We start from the raw sequence: 21,071 nt of genomic DNA, 5'->3' as shown, positions 1-21,071 counted from the left end.
CGGACAATGCGGCGGACTTCATTCGGATTGCCGAATTTGAAAATTTAATGAAAATTTTCAGTTGACCTGCGGACAATTGTCCGTTAGAATAAAAAACGCATTACCGGACAATTGTCCGTATACAGAGATAAGGGAGGATAAGGTCTTGGATATGGGAGTGGGGCCAAGTTCGGCCAAGATTGATTTAAGTAAAATAAAAAGAGGGCCGATTGTTGCCGCACTGATTATCGGCGCGTTCGTTTCCATCTTGAATGAAACACTGCTGAACATCGCTTTCCCAAGCTTGATGGAGCAGTTTGGTATTGGAGAGTCGACGGTTCAGTGGCTTTCAACATCCTATATGCTGGTTGTCGGTATTCTGGTGCCGGTCACGGCGCTGCTGCAGCTGTGGTTCACGACAAGACAGATGTTTATAGGCGCCATGACGCTATTTCTTATAGGTACGATTATTTGCGGCTTCTCACCGGCATTCGGGGTGCTGCTGGTAGGGCGTATCCTGCAAGCGGTCGGAACGGGGCTCATGCTGCCGGTTCTGATGAACACCATACTTAGTATTTATCCGCCTCAGAATCGCGGAGCCGCCATGGGCATGATCGGTCTTGTCATCATGACGGCCCCGGCGATCGGACCGACGCTTTCGGGCTTGATCGTGGACGCGCTGAACTGGCGCTGGTTGTTCTATCTGGTCATTCCATTGGCTGCGTTCTCCATCATATTTGCTGCGGTTTTCCTGAAAAACGTATCCGTACTGACCAAGCCGAAGGTCGATTATATTTCGATTATTCTGTCTACCATCGGTTTCGGGGGTATCGTATATGGATTCAGCAGCGCCGGAGAAGGCACCTGGTCTGATCCCAAGGTGATATGGTGCATTGCGGCAGGGGCCATCAGCTTGCTGTTCTTTGTATGGCGCCAACTGAAGATGAAGGAACCGATGCTGGATCTGCGTACATTCAGATTTCCAATGTTCTCACTCGTGACCGTACTGATGCTGGTACTGATGATGAGCATGTTCTCCACGATGATCATGCTGCCATTGTTCCTGCAGAACGCACTGGGCTTAACTGCGCTTGCGGCAGGCCTGGTCATGATGCCTGGTGGTATCATCAACGGATTGATGGCGCCGATTACAGGGAAGCTGTTCGATAAATTCGGACCGAGGGTTCTGATTATCCCTGGTCTTGCTCTCTTGAGTATCGCTATTTTCCTGTTCTCGCGCATCGACGCTTCATGGACCGGTGGTTATGTTATCTTCCTTCATGTTATGATGATGATAGGGATTTCGATGGTTATGATGCCGGCCCAGACTACAGCCTTGAATCAGCTGCCGCGCTTGCTGTATCCGCATGGAACAGCCATCATGAATACACTGCAGCAGGTAGCAGGAGCCGTAGGTATGGCGCTCTTTATCAGCATCATGACAGCGGGTGCTAAAAATTACGTTGAAACAACCGGGGATCTCAATCCGGTAGAGAGCATGGTTGCCGGTCTTCATAATGCTTTCGTAATCGGACTTGTTCTTGCAATCATCGCCTTAGTACTGGGGTTATTTGTTAAACGCACAACTTCACCCGTTGAAGAAGAACAGTCTGCTGCATAAGGTTCCCGTGTGTTCAAATTAGAAAGGGATGCGTGCATTGCCGAAAGAGTATGACGAGTTGGGTCAAAAGATTTTGGATACGGCTCAGGCTTTATTTAATAAATACGGAGTCGAGGACGTCTCCATGCATCAAGTGGCAAAAACGGCCGGGATCGGGCAAGGCACCTTGTACCGCCGTTACCCCAGCAAGAGCAAGATTTGCTTTACGCTGATGGAAGCCAAGATCGATCGGTTTATGGAGGGGCTGGAGGTTTACCTTCAGAGCAGCGAAGGTGAACCGGTGGCTCATCGGCTGCGAACGGTGATGACCAAGGTCATTCTGCATTTCAATGAAGACTTGGAGTGGCTAAGGGTAATGCTGACCTCTGACCGGCTGGAGGACACCAAGAACATTATGTGTGAGAACCCGCCCTTCACGTTTTTGCGGTTTCAGATCAAGCGCCTGCTGGAGCGTGCGGCGGAGCAGGGAGTACTGATGCCGCTTGACCCTCAGTTTACCTCTGTGATGCTCGCATCTCTGCCGCGCGCGGATATCATTCTATACATGCGTGATATGGGATACAGCGCGGAGCAGATAGCGGAGGAATACTGCAGAAGCTTTGTTGACCCACTGTTTATCCATCGCTAAGTCAGATAATAGAGGCCGTTTCGGAAGACTTGATAAGTCTAACCCGGAACGGCCTTTTTGCGTGCTATCTTCCACATTCACTTATCAATTCATTGCAACATTTGGCAAATACGCCCGTCAGTATAGTAGTACATGATAATTTAAGGCACCTAGAAAGGATGATGAGCATGAACAAACAATGGAAGAAGCAAGCAGCGACACTGATGGTTGCGGCCATCGCTGTCTCCGGTGGCGCAGCGGCTTCTGCAGCACCCCTGACTGGAGGCAGCCAGGAACAGAAACCGGTCGTAATTTCGGCTGTAATGGATTATGGTGTTCTGGTTAACGGTAAGGAAGTGGCTGGTACCGGTTATATGAACGCCGATGCGAAGCAGGTCATGATTCCGCTGCGGAGTGTATCCGAGGCGCTCGGATTTGAACTGGGTTGGAATCAACAGGACCGATCTGCGGAGCTGACTAAACCGGGATCCCCGATCTGGACTCTCGTGCAAACGGGCAAAGACCAGTATGCGGTTAACAAAATGTATAAGTCTCTCGGCGCTGCGCCGGCGAATGTGAAGGGCACGCTCTATGTTCCGGCTAACTTCTTCAGCGAAGTACTCCATGCTAACGTCTCGGCCGATGGCACGAAAGTGAGCATTTCGTCCGAAGAAGAAGTGAAGAAGGAAACCGTCACTGGCAAAATCACCGAAATTATCAATAACGAAGATCGCCAAGCCATTCACATAAACGGAACGGGAACGGAAGGAATCCTTCTGAACGTGGATCAGAACACTGTTATCCGCGATGAAGAAGGCAAGAAGATCGAGCTTAAGGATCTTGCGAAGGGGAAGAAGATTGAAGCCGTTCACAGCCTGGCGATGACCATGAGCCTGCCTCCGCAGACCTATGCTTATGAAATCAGCGTGAAGTCGGACAAGGAAGAGACGCAGCAGCTCGCTACAGCCGGTGCCATCACAGACATCAATGCGGATGGCGGCAATCTGCGCGTAACGATTAAGGGTAAAGGGTTAACGGAACAATCGCCGAATGAAGTCGTCCTGAATTTGACGCCTGAGACGGTTGTCGTGAATAAAGACGGAAAAACCTTGAAAGCAAGCGATTTGGCTGATGATGCAGAGATTATCGGTTACTACAGCCCGATGCTCACCAAGAGCCTGCCGCCGATCGGCAATGCAATCAAAATCGTTCTTCAATAAGAAATGTAAATTAAGAAGCCTGGCGGATAACGCCAGGCTTCTTAGTCGTTAATGTAAAGCGGGGGAATGGGGATTTAAGGGATTCCATGGCATAATGGCATTGACCCCTTCGGAATGTCACGCCATCGTAGAAGTCGCAGTATGGCTTGGCGTAGCTCAATAATGGAAATCCCTCTAACTCCGGCAGGAGCAGGTATATTCGTGCCATGCGCAGAATACTGTACAACAAAATCGTCCATGACGGATGGAGGGAAACGGATGAAGCGCAGTTGGGTGAATTCGCCGTATTCATATTCGCTTGGCATGTTTGCCATGATGGTTCCGAGCCAGGCGTTCAGCTCCTTTTACATCTTTTTCTACGTGGATACATTGGGTCTTGGCATAGGGCTGGCATCCCTGGCACGAACTGTATTCCTGATCTGGGATGCGGTTAACAATCCGCTGATGGGGTATTGGTCCGACCGTACGAAGACCCGGCTGGGGCGGCGCAGGCCGTGGGTATTCGGCGCCATTCCGCTGTTTATGCTGACCTTCGTGCTGGTGTTCTCGCCGCCGGAAGGATTGTCTGAGAACGGACTGTTCATGTGGTTCTTAGTTGCCCTTATCCTGTATGAAGCGGTAGCGACCGTATTATGGGTCAATTACGGAGCGCTGTTCCCTGAGCTGTTCCGCGGAGACCGCATCCGGGCGAAAGCCTCGGCCATCCAGCAGGGCTACCAGGTTGTGGCGTTACTGATCGGTACCGCGCTGACCCCGATTATTTATGACGCCATGGGTTTTTCGAGTATGGCGATTCTGTACGCGTTGCTGTTCGGCGTATTTATGTTCCTCTGCATGATGAGCGTGCGGGAGCAGGAGGCGTACAGCGCCAGCGAGCCGCTCAAGCTCGTCCAAGCATTCCGCGAAACCTTGCGCAACAAGAAGTTCTGGGTGTTTAACATCTCCAATTCATTCGCTCAGACGGTAAATGGACTAATAAGCTCGACGATCCCTTTTTACGCAAAATATGTGCTCAATATCCCGGATAATCAAGTATCTATTCTGCTGGCAGCCGTGTTTGTATCGGTCATTCCGCTGGTATTCGTCTGGTACTGGATGATCCGCCGGATGGACGGCGTTAAGGCATGGCGTTTGTCGCTAGGGGTATATGGGTTATCCGTTATCCCTCTGTGGTTTGGCTATGATCTGATCAGCGGGATTCTGGCAGGCATTGGCGTAGGATTCGGTCTTGCGGGATTTCTGGTAACGCCGGCCATGGTTAGCGGCAACATTATCGACGAAGATGCGGAGCGGACGGGGCTGCGCAGAGAGGGGATCTATACGGCTGTCAGCGGATTTATTACGCGTTCCAGCGGATTGATCTCTGCCCTGGCATTTTTTGTGGTAGGCATGATATTCGGGTATGAAAGCGGTGACAATCCGGGGAGCGATCCGGAATCGACCTTCAGGTATTTGATTAGTGTCGTTCCATTGTGTTTGCTGGCGATTTCCTTCCTGTTATCGTTTGCCACCAAAATCGAATTCTCAAAAACCATAGGAGGCGGGCACGACCATGGAGCGAAGACTGATCATCAACTGTGACGATTTCGGGCAGAGCAAGGCCATGAATGAGGCGATCCGGCATCTGCTGGAGGAGAACAAAGTCTCTTCGGCAACCATTATGACCGTGGCTCCCGGCTTTGAAGAGGCGGCCTCCTGGGCGGCACGCCGACGCCAACCGAATGTGGGGCTGCACCTCACCATGACGAGCGAATTTGAGGCTCTGCGATGGAGCAGCTTAACAGGGCATTCCTCCCTTCATGATGCCAGCGGCCATCAATACCGGACCGTTCAGGAGTTTGAACGAGGGGCAGAGACGGGTGCCGTGCTAAAAGAGTTGGAGGCGCAGTATAGGCTGGCGAGCAAGGCAGGCATCCGCATCAGCCATGTGGATAATCACATGGGCAGCCTGTACGGGATGGAAACGGGGCGAAGCCTCATTCCGCAGATGCTGTGGAAGACTTCGCGTTGGCGCCTCCCCGCGCGACTATTCCGCTATATCTACCCGGAGGATCCGCTGCTCAGCTCGCTGCCGAATATCGAGCGTCCGGTCGCGCTCGCTTCAGGCCTTGCTGACACGTTTGGCGTGCCGATCCCGGATTATTTGCTCTCTCATCCGTTTCCCGTTGTTGAGGGAGAGACCTACGAAAGCTTCAAGCAATCGCTGATTGATAAGCTGTACAGACTCCCTGAAGGGGTCAGTGAAACCTACGTCCATCCCGGAGCGGAAGATGAATGGATGCTGGCGAATATCCCGCATTGGGAGAAGCGGGTGTGGGAGTACCGGGGCTGCTGTTCGATGACGATTTTGCTTACGGACTGCGGGATGCCAAGGTAATTCTGACGGATTACCGTTATGTAGAGGAGCATTTAAAGAAGCCGCGCGTGCGCTCGGCCATGAAGCTGATGAAGGCAATGGCCAAAAAAACGTAAGTCTATGCCAAAACAAGCCCTGCCGCGGCACCGGCTGGGCTTGTTTTTCTGTTAAGTACGATTGGCTTTCGCCAACCGATGCTAGCTGCTGCTGACGTATAAGTTTACTTCGCCTCAGCTTCCAGCTTAGCGATCTGTTCCTTGTATTGGTCCAGCAGCTTCGCCAATGCTTCTTTAATGGCATCCGAGTCCTTGGAACCTACGGCTTTGAAGAGGTCGATTCGGGCATGGATGAAAGCCAGATCTTCATCGCTGATTTTTACTCCTTCCAAATTTGCTGCATCGCTGAGCTTCACTGCCTCCATACCTGCTGCCTCGCTATGGATCACGTCGTGTTTCACTATGCCAGCATCGGTTTTAACAGCTTCGGCTACTTCTATTGCCGTACCTTCTAGTGGAGTAAACTCCTTGATCTGGATCGCTTTGAATTCCTTGATATCCCCGCTGCCCGGGGACTCGTTGATATCAACAGCCGGAGTAGCCTCTACGGCAATTGTAATTCCGAATTCGCCATCTCCCGTAACCGGCTGTGCATCACCGTTGTCTCCATCGACAGTTGCAGCCTCCGAGAAGAAGAAGGTTCCCTCGGCTCCGGCAAGCTTGCCGTACTTCTCAAGTGTTTCTTTCCAATCCTGTACCGTTTCCGGTGCATATCTCTCTGCCAATTCCAGCGGGTTCGGCAGAATGGAGATGGTAGTGGCGGCTTGTATAGGTGCGCTATTGCCTGGTTGTTTTGGTACATCACTTGTGTCAGCTCCTGATGCATGTACGGGGACGGCTGCGGTTCCAAGCAGGGCGGCGGACAGGGCGAGCTTGCCAAACAGTTTGTGTTTCATCGATTAACACTCCTTGTGGGGTTGGTTTGTCTTACAGTACCCAGTGTACGAGTCAGCATTGGCAGAACATTGGTGTATTTGTGGAAAAATAATGGCAATCCCCTTCATCTTCCTACAGCTTGGTATACTGAGAGGAGATGAAGCCCGGAGGTCTATATATATGAACCAAAATTATCTCATCGCCGTGGTTGACGATGATCAGCATATACGAAATTTGGTGGAAGCTTATTTGCGCAAGGAGGGCTACAAGACGGTTGGCCTTGGCACGGCAGAGGAGGGCTGGGAGATGTGGAGAACGAATCCGCCGGATATGTGGGTGCTGGATATTATGCTGCCCGGCATGGACGGCTTCGAATTGTGCCGACGGATCCGTGCAGAGGCCGAGGTCCCGATCATCATGATCTCTGCCAAGGATAGCGAAGTGGATAAAATACTGGGGCTTGAGCTGGGAAGCGATGACTACATGGTCAAGCCCTTCAGTCCCCGCGAGTTGGTTGCCCGAATCAAGCGACAGCTGAACCGATGGTACAAATTCCATCATGAGGAGCGTGTTCCGCGGCTTGCGGCGGCTTCTCCGGAGCTCAGCAACGGACGCCTTCAGTTAATGCTCGAGGAGCGGCGCGTGTTCTGGGATGGGGAAGAAGTGGATATGACCAACAAAGAATTCGAGATGCTGAAAGTGTTTGCCGAGCATCCGAACCGTGCGTTTACAAGGGATGAGCTGCTAACCTCCGTATGGGGCGAAGACTATTTTGGAAGCGACCGTGCGGTCGATCATCTCATTAAACGGCTTCGCAAGAAGGTGGAGCAGCTGCCGATCGAGGCCATCTGGGGGCATGGTTACCGAATGAGAGTGGATGGGGAGGAATCATCGATATGAAGCTGGTGCATCAGATCAATCTTGCGTTTGCCTTGTCGTTAATACTCGTACTTTCCGTGACGGCGGTTGTGATTCATTATGTGCTGATGGACCATTTTATCGGGACGCAGAGAAAGGACATGCAGACCATAGGGGCTGAGCTGACGGCTAAACTCGAAACTGCCGCCGCCCAGAGCATTCCTATCGAGAGTGCGCCTTTGGCTGTTAGCGGCTTGACCTCGGCACAGGTTATGGAGGTAGGCGTAATCATCCAGGATAACGAAGGGAATGTGGTCAGCTCGAGTCCGGTAACTCCCTCCGCACAATCCATGGTAAGTCAGGCGATTCGTCCGGACTTTGTGGCTTCATACTCATCCGCAGCGGGGAGTGGTCAATTCCTCACCGAGGTGACGGCGGTTCCTCAAGGGACGATGACACTGATCACTCCGATCAGCAAGATTAAGGCCATTGAGCAGGCGCTGATGGGGCGTTTGATGCTCGTATTTGCTGTGGGAGGCGTAATCATGGTTATCTTAAGCTTGTTCATCACCAAGAGATTGATTAAGCCGCTCATGCTGCTGCGGGAGGAATTGAAGAAGGTGAAAGAGCGTCAGTTCTCCGAAGTTCAGCGGGTGTCGGCAAGCGGAGAGATCGGCGTAGTTGCAGAGTCCGTGTACGAAATGGCGGGTGAGCTGGAGCGGTACAATCATGTGCAGAAGCAATTCTTCCAGAACGCATCCCACGAGCTGAAGTCGCCGCTTATGTCCATCTCCGGGTATGCGGAGGGAATTCGGGACGGGGTATTCGAAGGGGAGGAGATCCGCAAAGGGCTGGATATCATTATGAGTGAGAGCAGCCGCATGACCAATATCGTGACCGAGATGACGCTGCTCGCGAAGCTGGACAGCGAGGATGATATCTTTAAGGCAACAGCGGTCAATTTGAAGGAGCTGGTGGAGGAAGCGATCGAAAGAGTCAATCCGGTCTTGGTGAAAAAAGGACTGTTCGTGCATCTTTCCTATGGCGATAACGAATCGTTAATGGTGTATGCTGACCGGGATAAGCTGCTGCAAGCGCTGCTGAACATCGTTTCGAATGGAGCAAGGCACGCGAGCAAGCATATATACATTCAAGCCGGAATCCAAAATAGCCGGGTATTCCTCACCGTTTCCGATGATGGCGAAGGCATATCCGAGGAACTGCTGCCGTATTTGTTCCACCGGTTTGTGAAGGGCAAGAATGGGGAGTCCGGTCTGGGTCTGGCCATTGCTCGGGCCATTGTGGAGCGCTGCGGAGGTCTGATCACGGCAGGGAATCGAACGGAGGGAGGGGCCGTCATCTCGGTAGGTTTCCCTCCGCATAGGAAGACCGCCGTCTTCTAGTTCAGGTGTGTCCCCATCATGGGCTACAGACAGAATCATCACGATGGGGTAAGGGGGGGCTTTTCTGGGTAATTATACTTAGGTAAGGCCTCTTTTTTTTGCGCATTCGCACATATTATTCAATATTCTCTAACAAAACGCGTAAGCTATAGAGGATTTCAAGTGGGAAGGCAGAATTCTGTATATATCCGGGCAAGCTGGATGATAACAGGTGACAAGCATGATACAAAATAATCAAAAGGCGATGGTGATGTTGTCCATGGATATGCAGTATCGAATTGAAAAAGATTTTCTGGGGGAAAAACAGCTTCCTGTGGAAGCCTATTACGGAATTAATACGGTTAGGGCGGTAGAGAATTTTCCGATCAGCGGGGTACCCATCCATGCAGAATTGATATCTGCACTGGGCGAAGTTAAGAAAGCCGCAGCCCTGGCGAACATGGAGCTTGGCCTGCTGCCGAAAAAGATAGGCAGTGCCATAATAGAGGCGGCAGACGAGATCATCGCGGGCAATCTCCGTTCCGAATTCATTGTCGATTCCATTCAGGGCGGAGCAGGCACTTCGATCAATATGAATATGAATGAGGTATTAGCGAACCGAGCGCTGGAGATTTTGGGGAAACAGAAGGCCGAGTATTTCTACTGCAATCCTAATAATCATGTTAATATGTCGCAGTCCACGAACGATGCCATTCCGACGGCGATCCGAATCGCGTCTTACCGTCTGACACAGGATTTGCTTGAGGTGTTCCGGACCTTGGTTGCCGGCATTCAGGAGAAGGCCAAGGAATTTGATGATGTCATCAAGATGGGGCGCACGCATCTGCAGGATGCGGTACCGATTCGACTCGGACAAGAGTTCGGGGCTTATGCCAATGTTCTGACTCGTGACATCAACCGGATCGAGCGGGCCGCGCAAGGCTTGTTAGTCGTTAATATGGGGGCGACCGCGGTGGGTACGGGGCTTAATGCAACACCGGACTATATGCACAGTGTCGTCCAGCATTTAATTGAGCAGACAGGCTTCTCCTTGAAGCAAGCTGAAGATTTGGTCGATGCCACCCAAAATACCGATGCGTATATGGAATTGTCGGCTGCGCTCAAAGTGTGTGCCGTGAACTTCTCGAAAATGTGCAACGATATCCGCTTGATGGCTTCCGGCCCGAGAGCGGGCTTGAACGAATTGAACGTACCTGCAAGACAACCGGGTTCGTCGATTATGCCGGGCAAGGTCAATCCGGTGATGGCCGAGGTCATGAACCAGGTGTCGTTCCAGGTTATCGGCAATGACCATACGATCAGTTTGGCATGCGAAGCCGGGCAATTCGAGCTTAACGTCATGGTTCCTGTCGCAGCGAACAACTTGATGCATTCCCTCAAAATCCTGAAGAACGGCATGGATGTGTTCTACAAGAATCTGATGGTCGATCTTACGGCGAATAAGGAACGCTGCAAGTACTTCGTGGATAACAGCTACGGCATTATTACGGCATTGAACCCGCATCTGGGTTATGACGTAGCCTCCAGACTCGTGAAGGAAGCGCAGAAGACAGGCCAAAGCATCAGGGAGATTATTCTGGAGCAGGGTCTTTTGACAGAGGAACAGATCCAGGTCATTCTGGACCCTTATCATATGACATCCCCAGGTATTGCCGGAGAAGAGTTCCTGCTGAACCAATAAGGTGTACCCTCGTTTGATCGATACGAAGAGCCGACCAAGATGTCATCTTGGATCGGCTCTTTTTTGGTGCTGTCAATTATCTCTGACAGATGTTGTAGATAAAGGCTTATGAAACCGTGTTAGCTATTTGCAACAAATGACCCGCAGTGCAAGGGTGTGATGGGTGTTATGGATTGTTGAGTGCGGCTATAAGAGAGGCGATGATGTTCTTCTCGGGATCATCCAGCTCCTTGTTCATTTGCCATTGCTCGAGCTCTTCTTTCACCTGTGCAACATTCTGATAACCAAGATGGTAAGCAATACTGGATATGACGCTTTGCCTAATATCGTTGTCACTCAAATCAGCGAGTGCTCGAACTACGCCCTCCGTGTCCCTGGTAAACCATTCTCCCTGCGATGGCAGCATATTGCTCGGCAGAGGCACCGTCCAGATTGGTGGTTGCCAGAAACAGGCTCCTGTAATGTTCGGGTTTGATATGGGACCGGTGAGTATACAGCAGCTCAAGAGTCTCCAATGTTTTGCCATTGCTCAGGCGGTTGTATTCTGTCCAGTCCATGCCTTCCAATTGAGCAAGCATGTTCGTGACCTAATCCTCGGTACTCATGTCTTCTCCTTCATATAATGAAAATACGTTTTCCGCCGTACTGTTGTAGTCCGTCACTGCAGTTGTCGGAGGATCAGATGATGGGGCCGGGGCTTCAGCTTGATTGCTGGAACAGGCTGTTACAAGAAATAGAACGGCCATGAGGAACAAGTAAGCCATATTGGGTTTGAACATGGATTCTCATCTCCTTTACATCCTAAACGGATCTTGCTGTAAATTTGTTACATCAACAGGAGGAGAATATAAGAGTATGTTTCCAAATATCTGCTCATCCCGTATACCTTGATAAATGTTAAGATGAAAGCTGCCATGTTTACATTCGCATTAAGTATTACTGGCAGGCTCCATTTGCCGATAAAAGTGATAGAATAAACGTTAGGTTACATTAATGTGGCAGTATGATAAAAAGGGGTATGTGGTTTTGGATAATCGATGTGTTGAAATAACCGATCAGGAGATCATTCGGCAAACGAAGCAGCAGTGTATAGACAAGGGGATGAACCCGGAGCTGGTTCCAACACATACGAATCGATTGAATGACGAAGTATTGGCCGCAAGACGTGCAAAATATAAAGAATACATCGAAGTGATACAGGTTTTCGTGAATAAGTTCCTTTCTTCCGGATCAGGGAACCCTGTCGTGATTACGATTACGGATAACGAGGGATTCATTCTTGATATGGAAGGGGACCCGACCATCATAGAAACAGCCCGGTATTTGGGTATCACCGAGGGCAACGGCTATTCCCAAGAAGACGGTCCAAGCTCAATTGATCTGTGTCTCCGGTACGAACGGCCGTTTACGTTGATAGGAGAGGACCATTTTCATCACATTCTTCACCGTATGGCATGTTATTCGGCTCCCTTTTACGGCGAGGATGGGAAGGCGATCCTAGGAACGATCTCTCTAATGACGAACAGGGAGTTTGTTCACCCGCATTTGCATGCTTTGTTGTGCACGATGGCCGATTCCCTGGAACGGGAGATGGTTACCCGCAAACAGAACACGCAGCTGCAAACCTTGAATCAGGTGCTTCTCGGAACAAATCATTATGGCGTGATCATTACCGATGCAAAGGGTCAGATTCTGGAGATGAACGAAACCAGCTTAAGCCTGCTGTGCCCGGACGGCGGCAGTGATAGGAGACGAACCCAATATGTGGGTCGCTCGGTGTTTGGTATTAAACCGATTGGTGAGTACTATGAGCGTGTGATACACAGGCAGCAAATCTGCATCGGAGAAGAGCTTTCGCTTGAGATATCCGGAAACATGAATCACTATATACTGGATGTTCAGCCTGCTTACGACCGTGAGGGACAGCTCATGCGGGTGGTAGGTTTTCTTCGTGATATTACGGAGTTGAAGCGTACGGAGGAAGTGCTTCGGAATACGGAAAAGCTGGTGTTTGCCGGTCAGGTTGCCGTAAGCATCGCCCATGAAGTGCGTAACCCGCTCACCACGGTGAAGGGAATGCTCCAGTTGGCGAATAAGGAGGGCTGTCTTCGGCACTATGACCTGATCATGTCCGAACTGGAACGGGCCAATCTGATGGTAGGGGAATTTATGATTTTGGGCAAGCCCCAGGCTGCGGTCTTTAAGCTTGAGGACTGCGGCCAAATTCTGGATGAGGTGCTCCACTTGTTTGCGATCCAGGCGGAGCTTAGCGGGATCGAGATGACCCGAAACATCGGGCAGAATGCTACGATTCTATGCGACCGGAACCAGATTAAGCAAGTTTTTCTTAATATTCTGAAGAATGCGATGGAAGCCTTGCCGCATGGCGGGAACATTCACATTCATCTGGATGTGCAGGAAGGATATCAACGCGTGATCTTTACGGATAACGGCTCCGGCATGACGGACGATGTGCTTCAGCGGATTGGGGAGCCATTTCATACGACCAAGCCGGACGGCAATGGCCTTGGCATTATGATCGTCCACCGGATCATGGAGAGCCATAATGGCCGGATTGTCATCCGGAGCGAGGAAGAGCGAGGGACATCGGTCGAAATAAGTCTGCCGATCTCGTAATATGTCGATACTTAGATAGGTGTAACTTGTTGTGATATTATGCTAAATTATTAGAGGGTTTTTATATCCACACTACGAGGTTGACATCTAAAGGAGGATTTTTTTCTTGGATTGGCAGGATATCCTATTTAAGTTTGTAGGCGGCTTGGGCATTTTTCTGTTCGGCATCAAGTATATGTCGGACGGACTGCAGAAGTCAGCAGGAGACAAAATGCGCGGGTTGCTGGAGAAATACACGTCCAACCCGGTGCTGGGCGTGCTGGTCGGTGTCGGTGTCACGATTCTGATTCAATCCTCATCAGGAACGACCGTGATGGCGATCGGACTGGTCAATGCGGGACTGATGACACTTCGACAAGCCATAGGCGTTATTATGGGCGCCAACATTGGCACAACCATGACTGCATTTATCGTGGGGATCAAAATTGAAGAATATGCACTGCCCATTATTGCGGTAGGAGCGTTCTTTTTATTTTTCTTTAACAAGAAAAGATTCCAATATATTGGCCAAGTGATTTTTGGCTTTGGTACCCTGTTCCTGGGGTTGTCGACTATGGGCAGTGGGGTGAAGCCGCTTAGTCAGCTTCCTGCCTTCACGGATTTTATGATCCAGCTAAAGGACCAACCGATCCTGGCTCTTATTGTTGGTACTTTGTTCACGGTGATTGTGCAAAGCTCAAGCGCGACCATTGGTATATTGCAGACGATTGCAGACGAAGGCATGATCAGCCTGCAAGGATCGCTACCGATCCTGTTTGGCGATAACATCGGGACCACCATTACGGCAGTGCTTGCTTCGATTGGCGCAACAGTCGCCGCAAAGCGAACAGCCTTGGTGCACGTCATCTTTAACGTCATCGGTGCCATTATCTTCATGATTCTGCTGATTCCCGTGCATTCTCTGGTGGCGTGGCTGGGTGAAGGCGTTAATATCCGTATGCAAATCGCGTACGCTCACGGCATCTTCAATACGACCAATGCCCTGATCTTCCTGCCTCTAATTCCGGCGCTGGCATGGTTCGTAACCAAGATCATTCCGGGCAAATTGCAGGAAATTGAATTCAAGGCGATCTATCTGGATGAGCGTTTACTGGCAACGCCGGCGGTTGCTTTTGGACAAGCCCAGCATGAAATATTGCGTATGGGGCAATATGCTCGCGAGACACTCAATGATGCATCTACCTTCTTTTTTACCAAGGAATCTCGGGTAGGGGAACTCGCCCTGCAGAAGGAAGAGCTTATCAACGAATTGAATCGGAAGATTACGGATTATATGGTGAAAATCCAGCAGCAGAACGGATTGCCCGAAGGGGAGTCCGAAAAAGCCTCCGGTTGGTTCCAACTGGTGAACGATATTGAGCGTATCGGCGATCACGCGGAAAATATCGTGGAGCTCTCCGAATTCAGCATCAATAAAAAGGTTGAGTTCTCAGAGGAAGCCGGGCGTGAGTTGAAGGAAATGTTATCCCTGGCTGATAAGGCAGTGGAACGGGCGCTGACTGCGTTAGAGCATAATGACGTGGCCGCGGCTCAAGAGGTGCTGGACTATGAGCGGCAATTAGACGAGATGGAAGTTAGGTTCCGCAAGAGTCATATCCAGCGGTTGAACCAGAATCTGTGCACAGGGAACTCTGGAGCGGTCTATCTCGATATTCTGAGCAACTTGGAACGTGTCGGAGACCACAGTAAGAACATCGCTCAGTTCGTCATGCACGAGGAGTAAGCTTAATCGATATGGATTCCATAGAAACAGCGCTGGCCAAGCCAGTCCTTAGAACTCAGGGACAGGGCATGCCAGTGCTGTTTGTTATAGGATAGAGTACTTCATCCTTATTCCCAGTAACGGGACATAATGTCCGTAGCCCATTCGGGCTGCTTGGTCTGCGTCTTCGGCAAAAACTCCTCCATGACAGGTTTGATATCAACGACGGGAGTCCCGTCTATGGCATCCAGCCCTTTTACGAAAACGGACCTGCCCTCTCTGCTTACCAACTCCACCATGGTGGCTCCTAGCTTGTTGGGCCGGTTCTTGCCCCGCTGGGCGAAGATACCGACCTTGGGAAAGCTCGGATTATTTCGCGGATGTCTCGCCGCGTACTGGATGCTGTCGTCCTGGACGAGATGGAATACATAGATGATTTCAAGGTGGCTGAACGTTTCAATCCCATCCAGGGAGCTTTCATCCCACGCTTCGCCCAGCTTGATCTCCGAGATGACATCCCCCCAGTAATCATCCTGAATCGCCTTTCTTTCGTTATGGACCATTCCGATCGCCTGTATCGTATACATGCATTAACCTCCTTCAGGTTATCGTTCCTTCATATAAACTTCCGGCGTTTTACCGATCACCGCTTTAAAATCCCGGATAAAATGCGACTGGTCGTAATAGCCCATGTCCATGGCCAATTGCAGTACATCCTGTTGATCAAGGCCTTCAAGCATTTCGGCGGCATTTTGCAGCCGGTACAGGCGGATCACCCACTTAGGGCTTACCCCGACGTACTGCTTGAACAGGCGCTGAAGTGATCTCGGGCTCATCTGGAACCATTCGCTAACCTGCTCGACCCGGATGATGTCCCGGTTGTGATGAATGTGATCGATGATGGTATGAATCCGTTCGATTTGTTCGTCTTCTTCGGGGAGAACACGGCGGATAAGCTCCTCCATGTACCTGACTTTTTGCTCCGGTTCTTCTGCGGTCAATAGCTGCTGTTCCAGCGCATGGGGGTCGACTCGGAGAATCTCCATGGTCCCTATGGAGGAATCCGTCAGACGGTCCATGGATGTGTTCACGAACGGATAGAATCCGCCGGGTCTGAACTTGATTCCGAATACTTGGCCCCTCCCCTCCAGACGGTGGGAATGCCTGGTGCTGGATACGCCGTAAAAAGCGGTTCGATGAGGCTGAACGACCAAGTTTACGCAAGGATTAGGAACAACATCCTGCAGATGAGGCTCCTGGCCGGTTAAATCCCAATGAATGATCCAGTAATGCTTGATGAAATAGGAAAGGTCGCTGGATGGGGGAACTCGCAGGAGCTGGAACTTCTCTCCGGCCCTTTTCATGTTCAAAATGCCAAGGCTGGACTGATGAGGATGCTGAATCATGGATATAAACACCTCCAATTATCCGTAACAGGCTGGATCGATAGACCACTGATCACTGGCCTCATACGGGACTTGTGCTTGAAATGATTTGAAGTGATTCCATAGGTTGCAGCCTGTCGCATTTTTACAATACTTGGATCACAGCTGCTTGATAACATCATCATATCACAGGAGGACAAGTCGGTCTTCCTGCGCATTTTATAGAGGGTAGGAGGAAGCTGCATGGAGCCGTTGCAATATGAGTTCTATATCGGTGCTTCGCCGGAGAAGGTATGGGATGTCTTAATTTCGCCGGAGGGTACGCGGGCCACCTTTTTCGGGAGCGAACTGAGATCTTCATTTGAAGTCGGGGAGCCTTATGCTTATGTGGGTCCGGGGAATGACGGGGAGGAGACGGTTCATGTCTATGGGAAGGTTCTGGCTTATGAGCCGCAGAAGACACTGAGTCTGTCCGAGCATCCGGGGCCGTCGTATTATGCCAATCATGAGGAGCTGGAGTCTCGGATTACATTCACTCTCGAGCCGGTAGGGAACTGTACCAAGCTGACGCTCGTCAATGATCAATACACGCCAAATCACCCGTCCCGTGCCAAGGCAGCGGACGGCTGGTGGATGACCATGAGCATTCTTAAGACCTATGCGGAGACGGGGAAAACCCTGGATTTAGGCTGGTAGCCACATGGTGAATAATCGCATATGGCCGACAGCATCCAAGCATCCGGCTGGACTGTACCGTACGCATGATGCATGGAATCGTTATATGCCCAGGGAAGAAAGTCGATTAAAGAGCCGTAATGGCTCTTTTTTTGCGGGGGGTTATAACCTATTTACGGTGTGTACCAGCAGATGGATAGATTGTACCAATAAGGGAAACTCTATACCTAAAAAGGAAGGGAGGTCCAAGGGTGAGCTGGATCATGATTTTGAAGGCGGTGGGAATTATTGTTGCCGGAACCATCCTATTTCGGATCGGCGGCAGGAAGTCCATCTCACAGATGACCATTACGCAGGTTGTCATTATGATCGGGATTGGTTCATTGCTCGTACAGCCTCTAAGCGGTCAGGGCTATTGGGTTACGATCGGGGTTGCTACCGTCCTCATTCTCTCAATGGTTATTATGGAGTACATCGAGTATAAGGCTGACGGGCTGGAGACGTTAATCTCCGGTAAATCGGTGGTGGTCATTGAACACGGCAAACTTCATGAGGCCAACCTCGACAAGCTGAGACTCACGGTGGATAAGCTGGAGATGAGGCTCAGACAGACGGGAATCGCCGATATTTCGGACGTGGAGTGGGCTACGCTGGAGGTCAGCGGAAATCTGGGATACACTTTGAAGAGCCATAAGCAACCGGCTACAAAAGAGGATATTAACCAGCTTATGGCGCTCATTAGCCAGATTGTACCTGTCCCTGCCACACCTCAATCGGAGACCAGTTCCGCTGCTAGTCTCTTCTCTGAAATCAAGAACGGACATCAGTCGAAAGTGCCGGAGAAATGGCAGTAATTAGAACTGGAATGAAATGACGAATCGGTTGAGAACCAAAAGTGGGAGTTGATTCGCTTTTGGTTCTTTCACTTGCCAAATTTCCGATAGCGGGTATGATTTAGGTATCCATGCCGGTTTGCCGATAAGCGGCTTCCCGGCAATGGGAAAGATGGGAGTGAATGAAACATGACGGAGCGGAGGCAACTCTCTGTCCAGCAAATTCGTATCGGTATTATCGGAACCCAGACGATCGTTGATAAAATTATGAAGGTCATTGAAACCTTTCCTTCCTTTGACCCCGTACCGCTTGTTTTTCAGGATGATGGCGAAGCGCCGGCACTGGCTGAGCGGATCGGAGGCGAGGTTGAGGTGTTGTTCCTCTCGGATCCGCTGACCCAGCGCAAGGTGAAAGAGCTCGGACAGTTCTCGATCCCTGTCCATTATGTCCCCGTCACGGACGCGGGTTTATATAAAGCGTTGTTCCATGCCGGGCAGCGGGGAAGACTGGCTGGCGGCATATCGGTGGATACTTTAACCGAGACGATGGTGGTCCGGACGATAAGGGATCTGGGTATCCCGGCCGTACAGGCCGCCATTTACGATGGACCGGCTTATGCCCCGAAGGAGAACCTGATTGCTTTTCACCGTCTACAATATGAATCTGGCGCGTGCTCCGTTGCGTTCACGGGTGTGGAAGCGGTGGCCCATGAGCTGACGAGGCTCGGGGTCCCTAATGAGTGGCTGCTGCCTTCCGATCAGGATATCGTGGTATCGCTGGAGCGGGCTTTGCTGTCTACGGCATCCCGCCGCAGCAGGGAAGGCCAGATCGTGGTCGGGATGATTAATATAGATGATTTTGGAACTCAGGCGTTAAGACGGAATAATGAGCATGAGGTGCAGAAGCTGAAGCTGGACATTCACCGGATGGTGCTCGATTATGTGGAATCGCTGGACGGCTATCTGACCCATCTGGGCGGGGACGAGTATTTGTTCTTCACGACACGCGGCATCTTTGAACGGGAAACCGGCGGTTATAAAACGATCCCCTTGGCTAAAGACGTAAATAAAACCTACGGTATTTCGCTCAGCATCGGCATGGGCTTTGGCCAGTCGGCCAGCACGGCGGGAACCAATGCGCGAATCGCGATGCGGAAATCCAAGGAGGTGGGCGGCAACGCCTGCTTTATCGTGCGTGAGGATGGCACGCTGATCGGACCGCTGGAGATGTCCGACCCTGTGCAGGAGGTGCTGTCCTTTACGGATGCAGGGCTGATCAAGCGGGCAGAGGACGCAGGGATGACGAGCGCCTACTTGAGCAAGCTGCTGAACCAGCGTGCCCGTTCGGGTAAATATGAATACAAGGTCCATGAGCTCGCTCATCTGCTGGACATTACCGTCCGCAGTGCACATCGGCTGCTCCAATTGTGGACCGACAACGACTTGGTTGAGATAGCCGGAATCGAGAAGGTGCCGAGGGGAAGGCCAAGGCAGATATTCAGATTCACGTTTTTGGAGTAGCGTTGTGAAATAACTTTGGGAACACTGGCGCCTCTTCCGTTATGCGACGGAGGAGGCGCCTTTCCGGTATGGTCCCGCTTGGAGAGTTTTTTTAGCGCGTCTGCAACCTTCCAGATGATGGAACCGTTAGTAGATAAAATGGAATATATTTGTCTACAGGGGGTTGAAGTATGGGAAAGCGGGGTTCATGGATTGCTGCTTTGATGCTTATCGTATTGCTAGTCAGCGGCTGCTCATCGGGTTCTCAAGACAAAAGCGCCGGAGGTGCCGCGCCCGTCGAAAAGCAAGTAACATCGACGGATCAAGCCTCAAACAAAACAGATGGAGGTGCGGCGAAAGCCGAAAGCGAAACGGCGGATAAGAGCAAGAACAGCGCCGAGGAGCCGGCATCGGCGGATGCTGAGCTTCCGAATATGCCATCGCTTGCCCAGAGTTCCGGCGCAGGGTTTAACCCACAGGATTTGTCAAGCGGCCTTAACCAAAAGCTGATGTACAAAGCGAATATCGTAATGGAGATTCAGGACTATGGAAAAGCGCAGTCGGAAGTCCGGAACACAGTGACGCTTTCCGGCGGTTATATTGTTAATTTCAGCGAAACCCAGTCCAGCAGCGAAAAAGGCGGCACGTTTATTGTGAAAGTTCCTGCGAACGGTTTCTCCTCCTTTATAGACCGTTTGGAGAACATTGCGCATGAAAGCCTGCAGCGAAGCATCGAAGGGCAGGACGTGACTGAGGAATACATCGATTTGGAATCCAGGCTCAAGGCCAAGCAAATCATGGAGGAGCAGTACGTCGCCTTCATGAAAAAAGCGACCAAAACGACCGACCTTGTCGCTTTTGCCAACGAGCTGGAGCGCATTCAATCCGAAATCGAGCAGATGAAAGGCCGGATGCGTTACATTGACCAAAACGTGTCTTACTCCACGGTAGAAATCAGGCTTTACGAGTCGCCCGAAAAAAAGGATGATCCCAAAGCGTCCACCATTCAAGCGCCGCTCGGACAGCGGGTTTCCCAAGCTTTTCAGGGCAGCATCGATGTGATCACCATCATCATCCAATGGATTATCGTTATCCTTTCCGGCTCGCTTCCCTTATTGGTCATCGCGGCCTTCGTTCTGCTCATCCTATGGCTGGTGCGAAGATCGGGGCAGCGGAAACGGGAAGAGGCAGCCCGAATACGAAAGCTGCTCAATAACGGACCGACATCTGAGCAAGGGCATCCGGAAGGCGACAAGGACGAGGAAAAACGATTGAAAGACGAGTAACGGCAGGAGCAGATTCGAATACGTCAAAAGAACGATCATAAAATCCAGAGGAAGGGCAAGGCAAATCTTCAGAATCACATTTCTGGAATGGGATATCAGATATGTATTATAATGGAGGACGAGGTGATCGTGATGAATAAAACGAAGGTCAAATTTACCCGCGTTGAGAAAATTGTCATCTTCACGATGCTGGGGCTGGCAGCCTCCTTTATCATTGCCTTCCTCGTGCTTCGACACATCGTGCTGAACGTTTCGTTTGCTCCCTGAGACCAGGGAGCTTTTTTTTAAGAGATAAGAAAATATAAACATCCGAGGCTTAGCATCTTTATCTCGCAAGAAAAACTTCCTCTAAACACGATCTGTCTACCTATTTAAAGACGATTTAAAGATTTGTCT

20 protein-coding genes and 1 pseudogene are annotated in these 21,071 nt (G+C 50.8%); 15 read left to right on the top strand and 6 right to left on the bottom strand.

Annotation, left to right across the window (positions count from 1 at the left end; translation table 11 throughout):
* Positions 1 to 151 precede the first annotated feature (151 nt).
* From M4D81_RS12470 to M4D81_RS12450, 5 genes and pseudogenes are all read left to right on the top strand, one after another.
* Positions 152 to 1,600 (top strand): MDR family MFS transporter, encoded by a 1,449-nt coding sequence (locus M4D81_RS12470; protein WP_397376688.1) that lies wholly within the window; start codon positions 152 to 154, stop codon positions 1,598 to 1,600.
* A 28-nt stretch (positions 1,601 to 1,628) separates the two neighbouring features.
* Positions 1,629 to 2,228 (top strand): TetR/AcrR family transcriptional regulator, encoded by a 600-nt coding sequence (locus M4D81_RS12465; protein ID WP_397376681.1) that lies wholly within the window; start codon positions 1,629 to 1,631, stop codon positions 2,226 to 2,228.
* Between the two features lie 167 nt (positions 2,229 to 2,395).
* The gene (locus M4D81_RS12460; protein ID WP_260066571.1) at positions 2,396 to 3,427 is read left to right on the top strand and encodes a copper amine oxidase N-terminal domain-containing protein; all 1,032 of its coding nucleotides are present in this window, start codon (positions 2,396 to 2,398) and stop codon (positions 3,425 to 3,427) included.
* Between the two features lie 258 nt (positions 3,428 to 3,685).
* Positions 3,686 to 5,008, top strand: a complete 1,323-nt coding sequence (locus M4D81_RS12455) for an MFS transporter (protein ID WP_216532768.1) — start codon at positions 3,686 to 3,688, stop codon at positions 5,006 to 5,008.
* Positions 4,980 to 5,899: pseudogene (locus tag M4D81_RS12450) on the top strand (polysaccharide deacetylase family protein). The gene M4D81_RS12455 and the pseudogene M4D81_RS12450 overlap by 29 nt, the downstream one beginning before the upstream one ends.
* A 104-nt stretch (positions 5,900 to 6,003) precedes the next feature.
* Here M4D81_RS12450 and M4D81_RS12445 read toward each other — a convergent pair.
* A complete protein-coding gene (locus tag M4D81_RS12445; protein ID WP_260066568.1) occupies positions 6,004 to 6,735 on the bottom strand; it encodes a hypothetical protein in 732 nt (243 codons plus the stop codon).
* Positions 6,736 to 6,895: 160 nt separating this feature from the next.
* Here M4D81_RS12445 and M4D81_RS12440 point away from each other — a divergent pair, with 160 nt between their 5' ends.
* From M4D81_RS12440 to aspA, 3 genes are all read left to right on the top strand, one after another.
* Positions 6,896 to 7,615, top strand: a complete 720-nt coding sequence (locus tag M4D81_RS12440; RefSeq protein ID WP_071222267.1) for a response regulator transcription factor — start codon at positions 6,896 to 6,898, stop codon at positions 7,613 to 7,615.
* Positions 7,612 to 8,976: a sensor histidine kinase gene (locus tag M4D81_RS12435; protein WP_071222266.1), complete on the top strand. Its 1,365-nt coding sequence runs from the start codon at positions 7,612 to 7,614 to the stop codon at positions 8,974 to 8,976. The genes M4D81_RS12440 and M4D81_RS12435 overlap by 4 nt, the downstream gene beginning before the upstream one ends.
* A gap of 220 nt (positions 8,977 to 9,196) precedes the next feature.
* Positions 9,197 to 10,657, top strand: a complete 1,461-nt coding sequence (gene aspA / locus M4D81_RS12430; protein WP_235613212.1) for an aspartate ammonia-lyase — start codon at positions 9,197 to 9,199, stop codon at positions 10,655 to 10,657.
* 166 nt (positions 10,658 to 10,823) lie between these two features.
* On the opposite strand, the gene M4D81_RS12425 is transcribed toward aspA, so the two are convergent.
* Genes M4D81_RS12425 through M4D81_RS12415 form a run of 3 tightly spaced genes read right to left on the bottom strand, consistent with a single transcriptional unit; the run spans position 10,824 to position 11,436 of the window.
* On the bottom strand, positions 10,824 to 10,997 hold the full coding sequence (locus tag M4D81_RS12425) for a hypothetical protein (RefSeq protein WP_235613211.1): 174 nt from the start codon (positions 10,995 to 10,997) through the stop codon (positions 10,824 to 10,826).
* Between the two features lies 1 nt (position 10,998).
* A complete protein-coding gene (locus tag M4D81_RS12420; RefSeq protein WP_235613210.1) occupies positions 10,999 to 11,235 on the bottom strand; it encodes a hypothetical protein in 237 nt (78 codons plus the stop codon).
* Positions 11,236 to 11,244: 9 nt separating this feature from the next.
* Positions 11,245 to 11,436: a hypothetical protein gene (locus tag M4D81_RS12415; protein WP_235613209.1), complete on the bottom strand. Its 192-nt coding sequence runs from the start codon at positions 11,434 to 11,436 to the stop codon at positions 11,245 to 11,247.
* A 241-nt stretch (positions 11,437 to 11,677) separates the two neighbouring features.
* On the opposite strand from M4D81_RS12415, the gene M4D81_RS12410 reads away from it, so the two are divergent.
* Positions 11,678 to 13,294 carry an ATP-binding protein gene (locus tag M4D81_RS12410; protein WP_235613216.1) on the top strand — a complete coding sequence of 539 codons (1,617 nt, stop codon included), beginning with the start codon at positions 11,678 to 11,680 and terminating at the stop codon, positions 13,292 to 13,294.
* Positions 13,295 to 13,400: 106 nt separating this feature from the next.
* The gene (locus M4D81_RS12405; RefSeq protein ID WP_071222264.1) at positions 13,401 to 15,017 is read left to right on the top strand and encodes a Na/Pi cotransporter family protein; all 1,617 of its coding nucleotides are present in this window, start codon (positions 13,401 to 13,403) and stop codon (positions 15,015 to 15,017) included.
* 107 nt (positions 15,018 to 15,124) lie between these two features.
* On the opposite strand, the gene M4D81_RS12400 is transcribed toward M4D81_RS12405, so the two are convergent.
* Together M4D81_RS12400 and M4D81_RS12395 are read right to left on the bottom strand one after the other, a co-directional pair.
* A complete protein-coding gene (locus M4D81_RS12400) occupies positions 15,125 to 15,583 on the bottom strand; it encodes an SAM-dependent methyltransferase (RefSeq protein WP_260066566.1) in 459 nt (152 codons plus the stop codon).
* 18 nt (positions 15,584 to 15,601) lie between these two features.
* Complete coding sequence (locus tag M4D81_RS12395) at positions 15,602 to 16,402, bottom strand: helix-turn-helix domain-containing protein (protein WP_260066564.1); 801 nt, start codon at positions 16,400 to 16,402, stop codon at positions 15,602 to 15,604.
* A gap of 222 nt (positions 16,403 to 16,624) precedes the next feature.
* Here M4D81_RS12395 and M4D81_RS12390 point away from each other — a divergent pair, with 222 nt between their 5' ends.
* The 5 genes from M4D81_RS12390 (at position 16,625) to M4D81_RS12370 (ending at position 20,942) form a co-directional block, all read left to right on the top strand.
* A complete protein-coding gene (locus M4D81_RS12390) occupies positions 16,625 to 17,077 on the top strand; it encodes an SRPBCC family protein (RefSeq protein WP_216532760.1) in 453 nt (150 codons plus the stop codon).
* Between the two features lie 230 nt (positions 17,078 to 17,307).
* Positions 17,308 to 17,910, top strand: coding sequence for a DUF421 domain-containing protein (locus M4D81_RS12385; protein WP_260066562.1), 603 nt, complete (start codon positions 17,308 to 17,310; stop codon positions 17,908 to 17,910).
* A 168-nt stretch (positions 17,911 to 18,078) separates the two neighbouring features.
* Complete coding sequence (locus M4D81_RS12380; RefSeq protein WP_260066560.1) at positions 18,079 to 19,410, top strand: hypothetical protein; 1,332 nt, start codon at positions 18,079 to 18,081, stop codon at positions 19,408 to 19,410.
* Positions 19,411 to 19,580: 170 nt separating this feature from the next.
* On the top strand, positions 19,581 to 20,675 hold the full coding sequence (locus tag M4D81_RS12375) for a DUF4349 domain-containing protein (RefSeq protein ID WP_260066558.1): 1,095 nt from the start codon (positions 19,581 to 19,583) through the stop codon (positions 20,673 to 20,675).
* A 132-nt stretch (positions 20,676 to 20,807) separates the two neighbouring features.
* Entirely contained in the window at positions 20,808 to 20,942 is a 135-nt protein-coding gene (locus tag M4D81_RS12370) for a hypothetical protein (RefSeq protein WP_256720511.1), read from the top strand.
* Positions 20,943 to 21,071 lie beyond the last annotated feature (129 nt).

Origin of the sequence: Paenibacillus sp. p3-SID867 (assembly GCF_025142895.1) — a bacterium.
Taxonomy (GTDB): domain Bacteria; phylum Bacillota; class Bacilli; order Paenibacillales; family Paenibacillaceae; genus Paenibacillus_AQ.
Note: the sequence above shows the minus strand (reverse complement) of the source record. Positions and strands in the feature narration are given on the sequence as shown.

Bases quoted from the DNA above. Each gene is read 5' to 3' on its own strand.
- M4D81_RS12415 (WP_235613209.1), bottom strand. From the start codon at position 11,436: ATGTTCAAACCCAATATGGCTTACTTGTTCCTCATGGCCGTTCTATTT.
- M4D81_RS12440 (WP_071222267.1), top strand. From the start codon at position 6,896: ATGAACCAAAATTATCTCATCGCCGTGGTTGACGATGATCAGCATATA.
- M4D81_RS12460 (WP_260066571.1), top strand. From the start codon at position 2,396: ATGAACAAACAATGGAAGAAGCAAGCAGCGACACTGATGGTTGCGGCC.
- M4D81_RS12455 (WP_216532768.1), top strand. From the start codon at position 3,686: ATGAAGCGCAGTTGGGTGAATTCGCCGTATTCATATTCGCTTGGCATG.
- M4D81_RS12470 (WP_397376688.1), top strand. From the start codon at position 152: ATGGGAGTGGGGCCAAGTTCGGCCAAGATTGATTTAAGTAAAATAAAA.
- M4D81_RS12420 (WP_235613210.1), bottom strand. From the start codon at position 11,235: ATGCTTGCTCAATTGGAAGGCATGGACTGGACAGAATACAACCGCCTG.
- M4D81_RS12445 (WP_260066568.1), bottom strand. From the start codon at position 6,735: ATGAAACACAAACTGTTTGGCAAGCTCGCCCTGTCCGCCGCCCTGCTT.
- M4D81_RS12465 (WP_397376681.1), top strand. From the start codon at position 1,629: ATGCGTGCATTGCCGAAAGAGTATGACGAGTTGGGTCAAAAGATTTTG.
- M4D81_RS12375 (WP_260066558.1), top strand. From the start codon at position 19,581: ATGGGAAAGCGGGGTTCATGGATTGCTGCTTTGATGCTTATCGTATTG.
- M4D81_RS12400 (WP_260066566.1), bottom strand. From the start codon at position 15,583: ATGTATACGATACAGGCGATCGGAATGGTCCATAACGAAAGAAAGGCG.
- M4D81_RS12435 (WP_071222266.1), top strand. From the start codon at position 7,612: ATGAAGCTGGTGCATCAGATCAATCTTGCGTTTGCCTTGTCGTTAATA.
- M4D81_RS12370 (WP_256720511.1), top strand. From the start codon at position 20,808: ATGAATAAAACGAAGGTCAAATTTACCCGCGTTGAGAAAATTGTCATC.
- aspA (WP_235613212.1), top strand. From the start codon at position 9,197: ATGATACAAAATAATCAAAAGGCGATGGTGATGTTGTCCATGGATATG.
- M4D81_RS12390 (WP_216532760.1), top strand. From the start codon at position 16,625: ATGGAGCCGTTGCAATATGAGTTCTATATCGGTGCTTCGCCGGAGAAG.
- M4D81_RS12395 (WP_260066564.1), bottom strand. From the start codon at position 16,402: ATGATTCAGCATCCTCATCAGTCCAGCCTTGGCATTTTGAACATGAAA.
- M4D81_RS12380 (WP_260066560.1), top strand. From the start codon at position 18,079: ATGACGGAGCGGAGGCAACTCTCTGTCCAGCAAATTCGTATCGGTATT.